Annotated in this window: 15 protein-coding genes; 6 read left to right on the forward strand and 9 right to left on the reverse strand. The window is 64.5% G+C overall.

The window, feature by feature from the left end:
* Positions 1-50: 50 nt before the first annotated feature.
* Together metK and QX126_RS18480 are read right to left on the reverse strand one after the other, a co-directional pair.
* Positions 51-1,247, reverse strand: a complete 1,197-nt coding sequence (metK, locus tag QX126_RS18475; RefSeq protein WP_315738974.1) for a methionine adenosyltransferase — start codon at positions 1,245-1,247, stop codon at positions 51-53.
* A 57-nt stretch (positions 1,248-1,304) separates the two neighbouring features.
* The gene (locus QX126_RS18480; RefSeq protein ID WP_315759151.1) at positions 1,305-2,654 is read right to left on the reverse strand and encodes a hypothetical protein; all 1,350 of its coding nucleotides are present in this window, start codon (positions 2,652-2,654) and stop codon (positions 1,305-1,307) included.
* Positions 2,655-2,942: 288 nt separating this feature from the next.
* On the opposite strand from QX126_RS18480, the gene QX126_RS18485 reads away from it, so the two are divergent.
* The 5 genes from QX126_RS18485 (at position 2,943) to QX126_RS18505 (ending at position 6,007) form a co-directional block, all read left to right on the forward strand.
* Positions 2,943-3,320, forward strand: coding sequence for a DUF2147 domain-containing protein (locus QX126_RS18485; protein ID WP_315738976.1), 378 nt, complete (start codon positions 2,943-2,945; stop codon positions 3,318-3,320).
* A gap of 57 nt (positions 3,321-3,377) precedes the next feature.
* Entirely contained in the window at positions 3,378-4,070 is a 693-nt protein-coding gene (locus QX126_RS18490; RefSeq protein ID WP_315782783.1) for an SGNH/GDSL hydrolase family protein, read from the forward strand.
* 86 nt (positions 4,071-4,156) lie between these two features.
* Positions 4,157-5,281, forward strand: coding sequence for an acyltransferase (locus tag QX126_RS18495; RefSeq protein ID WP_315782785.1), 1,125 nt, complete (start codon positions 4,157-4,159; stop codon positions 5,279-5,281).
* A gap of 108 nt (positions 5,282-5,389) precedes the next feature.
* Positions 5,390-5,674: a type II toxin-antitoxin system RelE/ParE family toxin gene (locus QX126_RS18500; protein ID WP_315782892.1), complete on the forward strand. Its 285-nt coding sequence runs from the start codon at positions 5,390-5,392 to the stop codon at positions 5,672-5,674.
* Positions 5,675-5,677: 3 nt separating this feature from the next.
* Positions 5,678-6,007: an addiction module antidote protein gene (locus QX126_RS18505; protein ID WP_315777077.1), complete on the forward strand. Its 330-nt coding sequence runs from the start codon at positions 5,678-5,680 to the stop codon at positions 6,005-6,007.
* A 300-nt stretch (positions 6,008-6,307) separates the two neighbouring features.
* Here QX126_RS18505 and QX126_RS18510 read toward each other — a convergent pair whose 3' ends face one another.
* The 6 genes from QX126_RS18510 to QX126_RS18535 form a co-directional block, all read right to left on the reverse strand.
* Positions 6,308-7,426 carry a cobalamin-independent methionine synthase II family protein gene (locus QX126_RS18510; protein ID WP_315782787.1) on the reverse strand — a complete coding sequence of 373 codons (1,119 nt, stop codon included), beginning with the start codon at positions 7,424-7,426 and terminating at the stop codon, positions 6,308-6,310.
* Positions 7,427-7,849: 423 nt separating this feature from the next.
* Positions 7,850-8,566, reverse strand: a complete 717-nt coding sequence (locus QX126_RS18515) for an ABC transporter ATP-binding protein (protein ID WP_315782789.1) — start codon at positions 8,564-8,566, stop codon at positions 7,850-7,852.
* Complete coding sequence (locus tag QX126_RS18520; RefSeq protein ID WP_315738986.1) at positions 8,566-9,312, reverse strand: ABC transporter ATP-binding protein; 747 nt, start codon at positions 9,310-9,312, stop codon at positions 8,566-8,568. The genes QX126_RS18515 and QX126_RS18520 overlap by 1 nt, the downstream gene beginning before the upstream one ends.
* On the reverse strand, positions 9,309-10,346 hold the full coding sequence (locus QX126_RS18525; protein WP_315738987.1) for a branched-chain amino acid ABC transporter permease: 1,038 nt from the start codon (positions 10,344-10,346) through the stop codon (positions 9,309-9,311). Before QX126_RS18525 ends, QX126_RS18520 begins: the two co-directional genes overlap by 4 nt.
* Before the next feature lie 7 nt (positions 10,347-10,353).
* A complete protein-coding gene (locus QX126_RS18530) occupies positions 10,354-11,223 on the reverse strand; it encodes a branched-chain amino acid ABC transporter permease (protein ID WP_315738988.1) in 870 nt (289 codons plus the stop codon).
* Between the two features lie 239 nt (positions 11,224-11,462).
* Complete coding sequence (locus tag QX126_RS18535; RefSeq protein WP_315782791.1) at positions 11,463-12,641, reverse strand: ABC transporter substrate-binding protein; 1,179 nt, start codon at positions 12,639-12,641, stop codon at positions 11,463-11,465.
* A 344-nt stretch (positions 12,642-12,985) separates the two neighbouring features.
* Here QX126_RS18535 and QX126_RS18540 point away from each other — a divergent pair, with 344 nt between their 5' ends.
* Positions 12,986-13,225, forward strand: a complete 240-nt coding sequence (locus QX126_RS18540; RefSeq protein WP_409999109.1) for a hypothetical protein — start codon at positions 12,986-12,988, stop codon at positions 13,223-13,225.
* 15 nt (positions 13,226-13,240) lie between these two features.
* Here QX126_RS18540 and purU read toward each other — a convergent pair whose 3' ends face one another.
* The gene (purU, locus tag QX126_RS18545) at positions 13,241-14,104 is read right to left on the reverse strand and encodes a formyltetrahydrofolate deformylase (RefSeq protein WP_315738990.1); all 864 of its coding nucleotides are present in this window, start codon (positions 14,102-14,104) and stop codon (positions 13,241-13,243) included.
* Positions 14,105-14,178: the final 74 nt, after the last annotated feature.

Consider the following 14,178-nt stretch of genomic DNA (forward strand, 5'->3'; position numbering starts at 1 on the left):
GATTCCGGGTTCAGCGCTATTGCGCTGCCCCGGAATGACGGCCCTAACAACTACACCGCGCGCTTGAACGCTTCGGCGAGGTCGGTCTTCTCCCAGGAGAAGCCGCCCTCGTTGTCCGGCGTGCGGCCGAAATGGCCGTAGGCCGCGGTGCGCGCGTAGATCGGGCGGTTGAGGTCGAGATGCGAGCGGATGCCGCGCGGGGTAAGGTTCATGACCTCGGCCGCCGCCTTCTCGAGCTTGTCCTCGGATACCTTCCCGGTGCCGTGGGTGTCGATGTAGATCGACAGCGGCCGCGCCACGCCGATGGCATAAGCGAGCTGCAGGGTGCAGCGGTCGGCGAGACCGGAAGCGACGATGTTCTTGGCGAGGTAGCGGGCGGCGTAGGCCGCGGAGCGGTCGACCTTGGTCGGATCCTTGCCGGAGAAGGCGCCGCCGCCATGCGGAGCCGCGCCGCCATAGGTGTCGACGATGATCTTGCGGCCGGTGAGGCCGGTGTCGCCATCGGGGCCGCCGATGTAGAACTTGCCGGTCGGGTTGATGTGCCAGATCGTGTCCTTGGTGATCCAGTCCTTCGGCAGCGCCTCACGCACATAGGGCTCGACCCGCTCGCGCACCTGCGCCGAGGTCATGTCCTCGACCAGATGCTGATGCGAGACGACGATCTCGCGCACGCCCACCGGCTTGCCATTCTCATAGCGCACGGTGACCTGGCTCTTGGAGTCCGGGCCCAGCACCTTCTCAACTCCCGAATGGCGGGCTTCCGAGATCAGGCGCAGGATCTTGTGGGCGTAGAAAATCGGCGCCGGCATCAAATCGGGCGTCTCGTTGCAAGCGTAACCGAACATGATGCCCTGGTCGCCGGCGCCCTCTTCCTTCACTTCGCCCGGCTGCAGCGCGTCGACGCCCTGCGCAATGTCGGCCGACTGCGGATGCAGCAGGATCTCGATGTCGCAGGTCTTCCAGTGGAAGCCTTCCTGCTCGTAGCCAATGTCCTTGATGGCCTCGCGGACGACGTGCTCGATGTGCTCGTTGGTAACCGAAGCCGGGCCGCGGGTCTCACCGGCGATCACGACCTTGTTGGTGGTGGCGAGCGTCTCGCACGCGGCGCGGATCTGCCAGGGGTCGATGCCGGCCTTCGGCCCTTCGCGGTAGAACAGGTCGACGATCTCATCGGAAATACGGTCGCAAACCTTGTCCGGATGGCCTTCGGACACCGACTCCGAGGTGAACAGATATGACGCGCGCATCAAGCAACCCCTTCTTCGCCGCCCACGGCGGTCGTTTGTATTGATCCCTAAGGAATGTCAGTCGCGACGCCGCGAGATGACGTAGGACTCGTCGTAGAACCACAGCCCGTTGTGCTTTCGCAGAACCTCTCTGGCGGCGTCGAGCGCACGAGACGAGTGTGCGACCTCCGTCAGGCGGTCTTCCTCGATCTGCGCGACATACACCGCCGCGTTCCAGGCTGCAAAGGCCGTCGAGGTTCCGATGGTACCGGTGACCTCGTTGGGCAGAGCCTCCATCTCATACCTGAAAATCGAGCGATTGTCCGCATAGGCGTTAAAATTTAAGTCCCGCCCACTGGACCCCAACTCGTACTTGACGGCGCGCAATAGCTCATGCCGGCTGACCGAGAAAGGATTTTCTCCGGGCCAGACCGCCTGGATGATCTCCAGGCCCGGATCCTCGCCATGGGAGTGGATTCCGATCAGCCGCCCGCCCGGCTTCAGCGCCCTCGCCAGCGGTGCGATGATGCGCTTGGCGCGGAAATTGACCGAGGAACGGGCCCGGTAGGGCTGCGAGGCGATGATCAGGTCGAAATTGGCCTCGACCCGCCCGGCCCGCGGGATGATGCCGTCGAGCAGGAAGCGGTGATCCTCGCGGTAGAGCACCAGCGCGATCGGCCGCTCATAGACCGGCATGCCCGTGCGCTGGGAGACGTTGGCGCGCCAGTTCTGCTCCAGGAACGGCTTCAGCGCCGCGATCTGGGTCTCGAAATCCCCCGACGAATCGCCCTGCAGCACGACCTCGTGCCAGATCATCGATGCCGCCACCGACGGCGAGGCCGGGGTCAGCCAGGGCGCCTCGGCATAGTTCATGTTGGTGAACACGAACACGCTGGCGGGGTGCTCGAACAGCCGGTCCGGCACCTTTTCCAAGGTCAGCCGGACGTCCTCGAGGCTCAGCTCCTTGCCCGCGACATAGAACGGGATGTGGGGAAAGCGGCCATGCATGGTCCGCAGCACCTTCGACAGCACGGTGCCGTCGCCGACGCCGGCATCGAACAGCCGCAGTGCCGGCGGCCGCGGATGGATGCTGGCGAGCTCGAGCCCCACCCGTTCCGCCACCACCCGCTTCTCGCTGCAGGTGTGCACGAACAAGAGATATTTCTGGCGGTTCTCGAAGAAGCGGAAATTGCTCTTGGGATCGCGCTTCTCGGGCACGACATCGAGCCGCGGCGGCGGCAGGGTGCCGGTGGATGCCGCGATATAGGCCTGGATGCGGTCGAGCGTGTCGATGGTGATGCGCTTGCCCTCGCGCAGCCGCTGCACCAGCTTGCCGTCGTTGACGGCGCGCCGGCCGAACGTCGACTCCGCCATGTCCGACTGGCGGCAGAACTCCGTGATCTGGGCGAGCAGCTGGTCGTTCTTCATTCGATCCGGCGGGGTGGGAAACATGAGTGGGCAGCGCGCCCATGGCCCAACCTCCTAGCACCATCTGCCCACCATTGGAAAGAGCCCGAACCCGGAACCTTCCGGACGCAGAAACACCGGATACGCCGCTGTCGCGCCACATCGGCACGCCCGGTCGCGAGGTGCAGCATGTCCGAATCCTGCTATCCTTGTTGAACAATGGAGACGAAGCGTATCGCCGTCGGCCCGCCGCATCGCCGACACGATCCGCCAGCAACAAGCTCGTCTCGAAGGATTAGGGAGGCACGCATGATCGGTCGTTTTGTCCTTGGACTTGGGTTCTCGCTCGCGCTGGCCGCAGGCCCGGCGCTCGCCGACGACGTCACCGGCGTCTGGCTGCGCGAGAGCGGTGCCTCCAAGGTCAAGTTCACCCCCTGCGGCGGCGCCATCTGCGGCACACTGGTCTGGATCAAGGAGGGCACCGACACCCCGGCCAAGGTCGGCCAGCGGCTGTTCTCCGGCATGAAGCCGACCGGACCCAATGCCTGGGCCGGCAGCTACAGCAATCCCGATGACGGCAAGACCTACGATGCCAAGATGACGCTGTCGGGCGGCACCTTGACGACCGCGGGCTGCGCGCTCGGCGGCATCGTCTGCCGGTCCTCGACCTGGACGCGGGCGAATTAGAGCTCCGTTTGCGAATTTGCACTACGGTCTCACCGATCGAGGGCACCAATCGTCCACATGGCAGCGAAGGCACAGGCGCGACTGGGTTTTGTGCTGTTTGCGGTGATTGCCGCGGCAGCCGCGACGTTCGTGCTGGTGCGCCGCTCTGCGGCGCCGTCCGGCAGCGACCACCGGACGGTTCGCCAGCTCATCGTCCACTACAACCTGCTGGCGCGCCCCGATGATCCGATCGTCGTGCTTGGCGACAGCATCGTCGAGGCGGCGACGCTGCCGGCCAGCGCCTGCGGGCATCCGGTCGTCAATGCCGGTCTCGCCGGCGCCGGGACGCGCAGCGACCTCGCCGGCTGGCTCAAGCCCGCACTCGGGCCGAAACGGCCGTTCGCGATCATCGTCTCCCTCGGCGTGAACGATGCACTGACCGCCAAGCCCGACTCCAGCGAGGTCTTCGCTGGACGCTACGAGGCCCTGCTGCGCGAGCTGTCAAAGCTCACCACGCGCATCTTCATCGCTGAGTTTCCCCTCGTCGAGGCGCGCGGGCCATTCACGCCAGCCATGGAGAAGGCCGCCATGGCGAGCATCAGCGGCTATCGCGCCATACTGCCGGACCTCGCGAGGCGCACCGGCGCAACCTTCCTGCCCCTGCCGCCGATGGAGTCGCCGTTCACGCTCGAAGGCATCCATCTGAATGCCACAGGCTATCGATCCTGGGACCAGGCGATCCTGCAGGGAACCGAGCTCGCCTGCCGCTGATCCCCGCAGGCAGCGAAAACAATCCTTCACTTCGCGCCGGCTAGGATTGGGCCGCACATCCCGTCGAGACGGTTAACGATCACCGCATGGCCCTGCCTCACACATCGACATCGCCTGGGACTCACAAGCTGCTCGGGCTCGAGCTGCTGCGTTTCCTCGCCACGATCTCGGTGCTGCTGTGGCACTACCCGCACTTCGCCTACATCGCCGATGCCCCTGTCGATCTCGTCCGCAGCGAGCTGCCGTTCTACAATGTCCTGTTTCCGTTCTATGAGCTCGGCGAATACGGCGTCGTGATCTTCTGGTGCATCTCTGGCTTCATCTTCTTCTGGAAGTACAGCGCGATCATCCCCGACGGCACGGTCGATGGCTGGACCTTCTTCGTCAACCGGCTGTCGCGGCTCTATCCGCTGCATCTCGCAACGCTGCTGCTGGTCGCGGGGTTGCAGGCCCTCTATGTCGCGCAGCACGGCTTCTTCTTCGTCTACCAGAGCAACGATCTCGCTCATTTCGTCGCCCAGCTTTTCATGGCGAGCGACTGGCTGCCGCCGACCGGGGTCAGCTTCAACGGCCCGATCTGGTCGGTCTCGATCGAGGTCCTTGCCTATGCGGTGTTCTTCCTGGCGCTGCGTTTCGTCACCACATCACCGCTGTTGAACCTGGCGATGATCCTGGCCGGCATCGCGAGCGGGACACTGGTCGGCAAGTGTTTCGTGTTCTTCTATGCCGGCGGACTGGCCGCCATGGCGCGGCAGAGCGTCGCCGATGCCTGGTATCGGCCGAAGCTCGAGGCCCTCGCTTTGAGCGCGGCTGTCGGAATTCCCGTCGCTCTCTGGATCTCCGGCATTGAGCTGGCCGAGCGGGCCGCAGCTCTGCTGCTGGTCACCACGCCGATCCTGTTGTTCGCCTGCGCGAGGCCGATCGCCCTGCCGCGGCGCATCGAGAACCTGCTGCAGGCCGCCGGCAACATGACCTATTCCTGCTATCTGCTGCACTTCCCGATCCAGCTTGCGATCGCACTGGTTTTTGGCTTTTTAGGACGAGCAATTCCATACGGCAGCCAGTCGTTCTGGATTGGCTTCATGGCGCTGACCCTGTCGGCGGCGTACGTCACCTATCGCGGGTTCGAGGCGCCAGCGCAGCGGCTGATTCGTCGCGCACTGCTACGCAAAAACGAAACGGGGCGGATTGCTCCGGCCGCCCAACCTTGATCGCAAGACCGCCGAGCCCAGCGCTCGGGCAGGAGGGCATTGCCGGCGCGCCTCGCTCTCGCACCCTTGCGCCTCTGTACCTTTTAAGATACACTCTTTCATGTCCAAATCCGGCAGACCAGCGAATTCAAGGAATGGCTTCTTGGTCTGCGAGATGCGAGAGCAAAGGCACGTATTGCTGCCCGCATTGCCCGTGCTGAAGGTGGCAACCTCGGGGACAGCAAGCCCGTTGGTGGGGGCGTCTCCGAAATGCGGATCGATTACGGCCCCGGCTATCGGGTCGATTTTCGCCAGAAAGGCAACGTCTTGGTGATCCTGCTTTGCGGTGGTGACAAGAGCACCCAGCGTTCCGATATCCGGCGCGCTCAAGAACTGGCCGAGAGAGAGGGGTAGCGAATGGCAACAACGCGCTTCGATGCCGCGGAATATCTTGCAGAGCCGGAGGCCCAAGCCGAGTTTCTGGCCGCGGCGCTTGAGGACGGCACCGCTGATGAAATCCGCGCCGCGATCAACACAATTGCCCGGGCGCGCGGCATGTCGGAAGTCGCAAAGGCAACCGGCATCCGTCGCGAACAGCTCTATCGGGCGCTTGGTGAAGACGGGAACCCGGAGTTCGCCACCATCCTGAAAGTGCTCCGCGCTCTCGGCGTGAAGCTCACCTCGGCTCCGCCTAAGACGGCTCCGAAGCGGAAGACCACCAAGAAGGCGGGCCGCCGGGCCGCGTAGTGAGACCTTCGAGATGCATTGAATGTGCTGGTCGTTACCAGCCATTCAGCAGATCATCGGCCTCTTGCAACAGAGCCAAGACCCGACGGGATTGCTTGGGCGGCTTGATGAGTCCACCTCGGCCAGACCTATTGAAATCGCAATCGTCAAAATCAGGTCACGGACATGGCGGCTCTTGCATCCATCGCCGAGAAGGATCGCCGCGCATTTGCCGCGGCGATCCTGTTCCGAAGCGACCGTCTTAGTCAGCCGCCCCGGGTAAGGTACGGGTCTGACTTCAATGGGCTCCTGTCCGCAGGCTTACTTCCCCCAGATTTCCTCGGCGAGCTCGACGCAGAGGCGCAGCTTGGCCCACTGCTCTTCTTCGGACAGGATGTTGCCTTCCTCGGTCGAGGCGAAGCCGCATTGCGGGGACAGCGCGAGCTGGTCGAGCGAGGCGAACTTCGAGGCCTCCTCCAGGCGGCGCTTGATGTCGTCCTTCTTCTCGAGTTCGCCGACCTTCGAGGTGACGAGACCGACCACGACGACCTTGTTGCCCTTGGGCAGGAAGCGCAACGGCTCGAAGCCGCCGGCGCGCTCGCTGTCATACTCCAGGAAGTAGCCGTCGTAGTTGGTGTTGGCGAGCATGGTCTCGGCCACCGGCTCGTAGCCGCCCGAGGAGATCCAGGTCGAGCGGAAATTGCCGCGGCAGACGTGGGTCGTGATCGTCATGTCGGCGGGCCGCTCGGCGATCGCGTAGTTGATGATGCGCGAATAGATCTGCTGCAGGCCATCGGGATTGTCGCCACGCTCCCTGGCCTTCTGCAATTCGTCCTGCGAGCACAGATAGGCCCACACGGTGTCATCGAACTGCAGATAGCGGCAGCCGGCGTCGTAGAACGCCTTGACGGCCTTGCGATAGGTCTTGCCGAGATCCTCGTAGAAGGCGTCGAGATCGGGATAGACGTCCTTGGAGATCGACTTGCGGCCGCCACGGAAGTGCAGCACGGCCGGTGACGGGATCGTCATCTTCGCCGTCACATGCGCAGTGTCGGCGTGCTTCTTCAGGAAGCGGAAATGGTCGAGCATCGGATGATCGGTCGGGAAGTCGAGCTTGCTGATCACGCGCACCGCGTCATGACGGGTCTGCACGCCCGTGAACTGGATGCCGGTGTCGGGATGGAACAGCTCGCAGCCAGTCAGCTTGGCGAGGAAGTCGAAATGCCACCAGGAGCGGCGGAACTCGCCATCGGTCGCAAGCTTCAGGCCGGTCGAGGCCTGGCGGTGCACGACCTTCTCGATCTCCATGTCCTCGATCTTTCGGAGATCGTCGGCCGAGATCTCGCCCTTCTCGAGTTTGGCGCGGGCTTCCTTGATCTTCTGGGGCCGCAAGAGGCTGCCGACTTCGTCGGCGCGGAATGGGGGCTTGGTGCGTTGCATGTGCTCACTCCTTGGAAGGCGTCGATTCGTTGGATAGACTTGTTGGGCCGATTGCGATCTGCCTTGGCGTGCGATCCGGGCAAAGCGTCATGGACGGGTCCATCCCCTACCCCGTATCCGATCGGTATACAATTCCGTTGGAACGGGGAGCTTGGCCCGGTCCCCAGCCACACCGCTCGCCTGGGCTGCCAGAAATCATCCAGGGGTGATTTTGCGACCGTCTCCGGGTGGGCCGAGGCGGAAGGGCCGGGTTGCCCTTTGTCGGCGCTTCACGATCGTTCCCTGCGATGGCGAATCCTGCATACCAATGTGGCAGAGGCGGCGCGGCACACCGCAATCGACCCCCGCACCGCGTGCGTGAACCATATCACAACTGCAACCGAAGATGACGCTGCCCGGCTGCCGTCGAGCCGGTTGATCGGGTCAATGCGCCGCCGCGCTCGCAACCCCCAGATGCCGCTCAAGCGGCGCCGGATCGGCCTTCAGCGCGCTGGACGGGGCATCATGCACGATAGTGCCGCGCTCCAGGATGACGACACGATCGGCCAGCGCGAGCAGCTTCTGCGCGTGCTGCTCGACGATAACAGAGCACAGCCCGCCGGCCCGGCTGATGGTGCCGATCGCGGCCAGCAGCTCCTCGACGATGATCGGCGCCAGGCCCTCGGTCGGCTCATCCAGCAGCAGCACCTTCGGGTTCAGGGTCAGCGCGCGGCCGATCGCCAGCATCTGCTGCTCGCCGCCCGACAGCTGGTTGCCGAAATTGTTGCGGCGCTCCTTCAGCCGCGGAAACATCTGGTAGACGCGCTCGACCGTCCAGGGGCCGGGCTGCGCCACCGCGGTCATGTTTTCCTCCACCGTGAGCGAGCGGAAGATGTTGCGCTCCTGCGGCACCCAACCGATGCCGGCACGGGCGCGCTGATCGGCGCGCAGGCTCGTGATGTCGGTGCCCGCCAAGGCCAGCTTGCCGGAGAAGCGGCGGGTGACGCCAACGATGGAATTGATCAGCGTGGTCTTGCCAGTGCCGTTGCGGCCGAGCAGCGCCAGCACTTGGCCCTCAGGCAGCTTGAGCGACATGTTCGGCAGCACGACCGCCTGGCCGTAGCCGGCGCGAAGATTTTCAATCGTGAGCAGATCGGTCATCACGCAGCCTCGCCGAGATAGACCGCCTTGACCTGCGGATCGCGCGCGACCTCGTCGGGCGTGCCTTCGACCAGCAGAGCGCCGGAGACCAGGACCGAGATGCGGTCGGCGAAGGAAAAGACGAGATCCATGTCGTGCTCGATCAGCAGCACCGTCACGTCGCGCGGCAGCGCGGCGACGGCGGCGAGAATGTCCTTGCGCTCTCCCTCGGGCACGCCGGCGGCGGGCTCGTCGAGCAGCAGCACGCGGGGCTTGGCGGCGATCGCGACGGCGATCTCGAGCAGGCGCTGCTTGCCATAGGGTAAGGTCGAGGTACGATCATTCATCACGTCGAGCAGGCGGAAGCTCTCCAGCGTCTCGGCGATCTCGGCATTGATGTCGTCGCGCGTGCCCATGCGCCGCCACCAATTGCCGCCGCCGCCGAGGCGCTCGGACACGGCAAGCCCGATGGTCTCCAGCGGCGTCAGGTCCGGATAGAGCTGATTGATCTGGAAGGTGCGCGACAGGCCGCGCAGCACGCGCTTGTGCACCGGCAGGTCGGTGATGTCCTGGCCTTCGAGCAGGATGCGGCCCGCGCTCGGCTCCAGCACGCCGGTCAGTTGATTGATCACGGTGGTCTTGCCGGCGCCATTCGGGCCGATCAGCGCGTGGCGCGCGCCCGGCACGATCTGCAGCGACAGGTCGCGGGTGACGTGAAGGCCGCCGAAATGCTTGTCGAGGCCGCGGGTTTCCAATGCGTAGGTCATGGCGCCTCGTTATCGGTGAGGGCCACCGCGGCCTTGCGGCCAGCGATCTGGCGCAGGATGAGGTTGGGCAACCACAGCGCATAAGCGTGGATGCGGTGACGGCCCACCAGCACGATGACGACGAGCACGAGGCCGATCCAGAACATCCAATATTGCGGCGTGATCCACTGGAACAGCTCCTGCAGCATCCGGAACACGGCGGCGCCGATCAGCCCGCCATAGAGATAGCCGGAGCCGCCGATGACCAGCATCAGCACCAGGTCTGCGGAGCGCTCGAACGAGAACACGTCGAGCGAGGCCAGTGCCGTGGTCTGGGTGAACAGCGCCCCGGCAATGCCAGCATAGAACGCCGCGACCGTGTAGATCGCGATCAGGCGTTTGTTGACGGGAATGCCGACGGCGGCGGCCCGCAGCGGATTGTTCTTGATCGCGCGCAGCGACAGGCCGAACGGCGAGTGCACGATCGTCCGCGCCAGCAGAAACAGCACGAACAGCACCGCAAGCGCATAGAAGAACCCGGTCTTGCCGAACATGTCGAAGGCGAACACGCCGAAGATCGGCTGGATGTCGATGCCCTGGAGACCGTCGGTGCCGCCGGTGATGTTGGAAAAGCGCTCCGCCAGCGCCTCCATCAAGAGCGCGATGCCGAGCGTCACCATCAGTCGCGTCAGGTCGACACCGCGGATGACCAGGAAGCTGGTGGCGAAGCCAAGCACAGTGGCGGCAAGTCCCGCCACGATCAGCGCCAGCACCGGCTCGTTGATGATGCCGTGCACCGAGAGCAGGCCCGCGCAATAGGCCCCGACGCCGAAGAAGGCCGCGTGCCCGAGCGAGACGATGCCGGCGTAGCCGAGGATCAAGTCGAGCGACAGCGCGAACAGCGCCAGCCGCAGGATCTCGGTCATGATCAGGTAGCGCGATGGAAACGCGAGGCCAACCGCCAGCACGACGATCCAGAAGGCGAACTCGCTCCAGTGCCAGCGGCCGTGCTGCCTGGCGTGAAATCCGACCTCGGTTTGTGCATTCGTCGTCATGCGATCCTCACCGCGTCGCCGTGCGACCGAACAGACCGTTCGGGCGCCAGATCAGGATCACGATCATGATGGTGTAGATGACGAAAGGGCCAAGCTTCGGCACGTAATATTTGCCGGCAACGTCGCCGATGCCGAGCAGCAGCGAGGCCAGGAACGGCCCGGTGATCGAGGACGAGCCGCCCACGGTGACCACAATCAGGAAGTAGATCATGAACTTGAGCGGGAAATACGGATCGAGGCCGAGGATCTCGGCGCTGAGCGCGCCGCCGAGGCCGGCCAGTCCGCAGCCGAACGCAAAGGTGAAGGCGAACACCTGCGGCACGTTGATGCCGAGGCCGCTCGCCGCGCGCGGATCATCGACCGCGGCGCGCAGCCGGCTGCCGAACCGCGTCTTGGAGAGCACCAGCTGCAGCCCCACTGTAAGCAGGCCGCATATCACGATGATCATCAGCCGGTAGCGGCCGATGCCGACGCCGAAGACGTCGAACTGGCCCTGCAGCACGTCCGGCAGCTTGATGAAGATTCGCGAGGAGCCCATGATGTAGTCGACAGCGGCCACCGTCATGAAGACGAGTCCGATCGAGAACAGCACCTGGTCGAGATGGCTGCGCGCATAGAGATGCTGATAGAGTGTCCGCTCCAGCAGCGCGCCGATCATGGCGCTCGCGACGAAGGCCAGCGGCAGCGCTGCGAAGAACGGCCATCCCATTCGGTTGACGAGCACGGCGCAGACATAGCCGCCGGCCATAGCGAAGGCGCCGTGGGCGAGGTTGACGAAGTTCATCAGGCCGAGCGTCACGGCGAGCCCGCAGGCCAGCACGAACAGCAGCATGCCGTAAGCGACGCCGTCGAACAGGTTGGTGAGGATGGCGGTCATGGAGTCGAGTTTCAGTCCCCGGTCATCCCTTCATCCGAAGGGCATGCATACAACGCTTGCTCGGTCTGCGCCTCTCCCGCTTGCGGGGGAGGTCGGATCGCATCGGAACGATGTGATCCGGGTGGGGGAAATCTCTCCACACGACGCGTGTGCCGTGGGGGTGCCCCCACCCCAGCCCTCCCCCGCAGGCGGGGGAGGGAGCGCACGGTCCGTGCGCGCTTGAGATGACGCCTATCGCGTCACTTCTTGGCCTTGCCCGGATCCTTGACGGCGTCGAAGGTCTGGAACTCGACGTTGTAGAGCTCGCCGTCGACCTTCTCGACCTTGCGGATATAGACGTTCTGGACGATGTCGCGCGTCTCCGGATCGATCGAGATCGGGCCGCGCGGGCTCTCCCAGGCCATGCCCTTCATCGCCGCCAGCAGGGAATCGCCGTCGGTCTTGCCACCGGTCTTCTTCAGCGCCTCGTAGATCAGATGGATGCCGTCGTAGCCACCGACTGCCATGAAGCCTGGACGGCTGTTGAACGCCTTCTTGTAGGCCGCGACGAACTCCTTGTTCTTCGCCGACGGATGCGCCGCCGAATAGATGTGCGCGGTGACGGCGCCGAGCACGGCGTCGCCCATGTCATTGAGCAGGTCGTCGTCGGTGACGTCACCCGGTCCGATCACCTTGATGCCGCTCTTGTCGAGGCCGCGCTCGGCATATTGCTTCATGAAGTTGCCGCCCTGGCCGGCCGGCACGAACACGAACATGGCGTCCGGCTTGGCGTCCTTCATGCGCTGCAGGAAGGGAGCGAAGTCGGGGTTCGCCAGCGGAACCTTGATTTCCTCGACGATCTCGCCGCCGCCGGCGGTGAAATGCTCCTTGAACGAGGCCAGCGCGTCGTTGCCCGGCGCGTAGTCCGAGGTCAGGGTGGCGACCTTCTTGATGCCGTTCTTGACCGCCCAGTCGCCGATGATGGTGGAGGACTGCGGCAGGGTGAAGCTGGTGCGGACGATGTACGGCGACTTCTCGGTGATGATGGAGGTGCCGGCGGCCATGACGACTTCCGGAATCTTGCCCTGGGTGGCAAGCGGCGCGGCGGCGAAGGCCGCCGGCGTCACGCCGAAGCCGGCGATCACGTTGACCTTGTCGTTGACGATCAGCTCCTGCGCCAGACGCTTGGTGTTGTCGGGCAGCGCGGCGTCGTCCTTGAGGATGACCTGGATCTTCTTGCCGGCGACGGTGTCGCCGTTCTGCTGCATGTAGAGCTTGATGGCATTGTCGATCTGCTTGCCGGTCGACGCCTGGCCGCCGGTCATCGGCACGATCAAGCCGATCTTGAATGCGTCTTCGGCCCGCGCCGCACCGGACGCGAGCGCAGCCGCGGCAAGAGCCGCACTGGCGAGCGTCAGTGTCTTGCTTCGCACGAACATTGAAACTACCTCCCTGGTCGGATCAGGACCGCAGCCCCCGGCCATTGTTGTCTTAACCGTGCGATCTCGTTCACGATATCGCGGGCGCATCGCTGCGGACTCGGGACCCCATTGTCAATGGCGATCATGGGAGGCTTCGTGAACGGTAGGTTTCCGCAACGGACCACCAATCCGTGATTGGTATATTAATACCGATATCATCGAACGGCCAAATTTTACCAATTGATGGCAAATCGTTAGGGTCCGGGCCGCGGGTCGCCCGCAGCACGAAAGGTCACCTGTCAATGCCGGCCAGATGCCGAACCCGGACCAGGCTTTTTCCGGCCGCGATAATGCTTCTGGCCGTGGCCGGGCCGGTCCTTGCCGGCTGCTCGTCGATCAATGAGAAGGTCGGCGCGGGGATGGGCGATCTGATGCCGCAATGGGCCGGCGGCCTGCCGGCCGGTGCTCCGCCCCGTCCAGGAACCCCGGAATACGACCGTTTCATGCAGGAGCGCGAGCGGCAGCGGCAGATGCCGGCCGCCGAACGCGACAAGGAGACGCAGTCGAACGCCAACGCGCAGGCGACCGTCCCCGGCCGCTGACGCGCGGTCGCGACATCAATCCATGAAGACGACGGTCTTGCGGCCGTTGAGGATGACGCGATCCTCGAGGTGATAGCGGATCGCCCGCGCCAGCACGCGCCGCTCGATGTCGCGGCCCTTGCGCACGAGGTCCTCCGGCGTGTCGCGATGGCTGATGCGCTCGACATCCTGGTCGATGATCGGACCCTCATCGAGATCCCGGGTCACGTAGTGAGCTGTGGCGCCGATCAGCTTGACGCCGCGCTCATAGGCCTGGTGATAGGGTTTTGCGCCCTTGAAGCCCGGCAGGAACGAATGATGGATGTTGATGCAGCGGCCCGATAGGCTCGCCGACATCTCGTCCGACAGGATCTGCATGTAGCGCGCCAGCACGACGAGATCGGTCTTTGTCTCATCGACCAGCTTCAGGATCGCCTGCTCCTGGTCGCGCTTGGTGTCCTTGGTCACCGGCATGTGGTGGAACGGGATGTCGCCGAAATCGAGCCCGGCATAGGTCTCGCGCGGATGGTTGGAGACGATGGCGGTCGGAATCATCGCGAGGTCGCGGGTGCGCCAGCGATAGAGGATGTCGACCAGACAATGGTCGAACTTCGACACCAGCAGCATCACCCGGCGCTGCCCGGCGCGGTCGCGCATCTGCCAGTCCATCGCAAAGCGCTCGGCGATCGCGGCGAAGCCGGTCTGCAGCGCCGGCAGGTTGACGGCGAGATCGGCGGCCGTGAACACCACCCGCATGAAGAAGTGACCCGTCTCGAAGTCGCCGAACTGCTGGGCATCGAGAATGTTCTGGCCATTGTGGGCGAGGAAGGTGGAGACGGCCGAGACGATCCCGGGACGATCCGGGCAGGACAGGGTCAGGACATACTGGTGGTCGGACATGGCGATGACGTACCGGGCGGATGATGTGAGGATGAATGATGCGGCAGGCTTGGCGCCCGTTCGGGCCCTGCTCT

The organism is Bradyrhizobium sp. SZCCHNPS1003 (genome assembly GCF_032381555.1).
Classification (GTDB): Bacteria; Pseudomonadota; Alphaproteobacteria; order Rhizobiales; family Xanthobacteraceae; genus Bradyrhizobium.

Coding starts and splice junctions, on each gene's coding strand:
- metK (WP_315738974.1), bottom strand. CDS start 1,247: ATGCGCGCGTCATATCTGTTCACCTCGGAGTCGGTGTCCGAAGGCCAT.
- QX126_RS18480 (WP_315759151.1), bottom strand. CDS start 2,654: ATGAAGAACGACCAGCTGCTCGCCCAGATCACGGAGTTCTGCCGCCAG.
- QX126_RS18485 (WP_315738976.1), top strand. CDS start 2,943: ATGATCGGTCGTTTTGTCCTTGGACTTGGGTTCTCGCTCGCGCTGGCC.
- QX126_RS18490 (WP_315782783.1), top strand. CDS start 3,378: ATGGCAGCGAAGGCACAGGCGCGACTGGGTTTTGTGCTGTTTGCGGTG.
- QX126_RS18495 (WP_315782785.1), top strand. CDS start 4,157: ATGGCCCTGCCTCACACATCGACATCGCCTGGGACTCACAAGCTGCTC.
- QX126_RS18505 (WP_315777077.1), top strand. CDS start 5,678: ATGGCAACAACGCGCTTCGATGCCGCGGAATATCTTGCAGAGCCGGAG.
- QX126_RS18510 (WP_315782787.1), bottom strand. CDS start 7,426: ATGCAACGCACCAAGCCCCCATTCCGCGCCGACGAAGTCGGCAGCCTC.
- QX126_RS18515 (WP_315782789.1), bottom strand. CDS start 8,566: ATGACCGATCTGCTCACGATTGAAAATCTTCGCGCCGGCTACGGCCAG.
- QX126_RS18520 (WP_315738986.1), bottom strand. CDS start 9,312: ATGACCTACGCATTGGAAACCCGCGGCCTCGACAAGCATTTCGGCGGC.
- QX126_RS18525 (WP_315738987.1), bottom strand. CDS start 10,346: ATGACGACGAATGCACAAACCGAGGTCGGATTTCACGCCAGGCAGCAC.
- QX126_RS18530 (WP_315738988.1), bottom strand. CDS start 11,223: ATGACCGCCATCCTCACCAACCTGTTCGACGGCGTCGCTTACGGCATG.
- QX126_RS18535 (WP_315782791.1), bottom strand. CDS start 12,641: ATGTTCGTGCGAAGCAAGACACTGACGCTCGCCAGTGCGGCTCTTGCC.
- purU (WP_315738990.1), bottom strand. CDS start 14,104: ATGTCCGACCACCAGTATGTCCTGACCCTGTCCTGCCCGGATCGTCCC.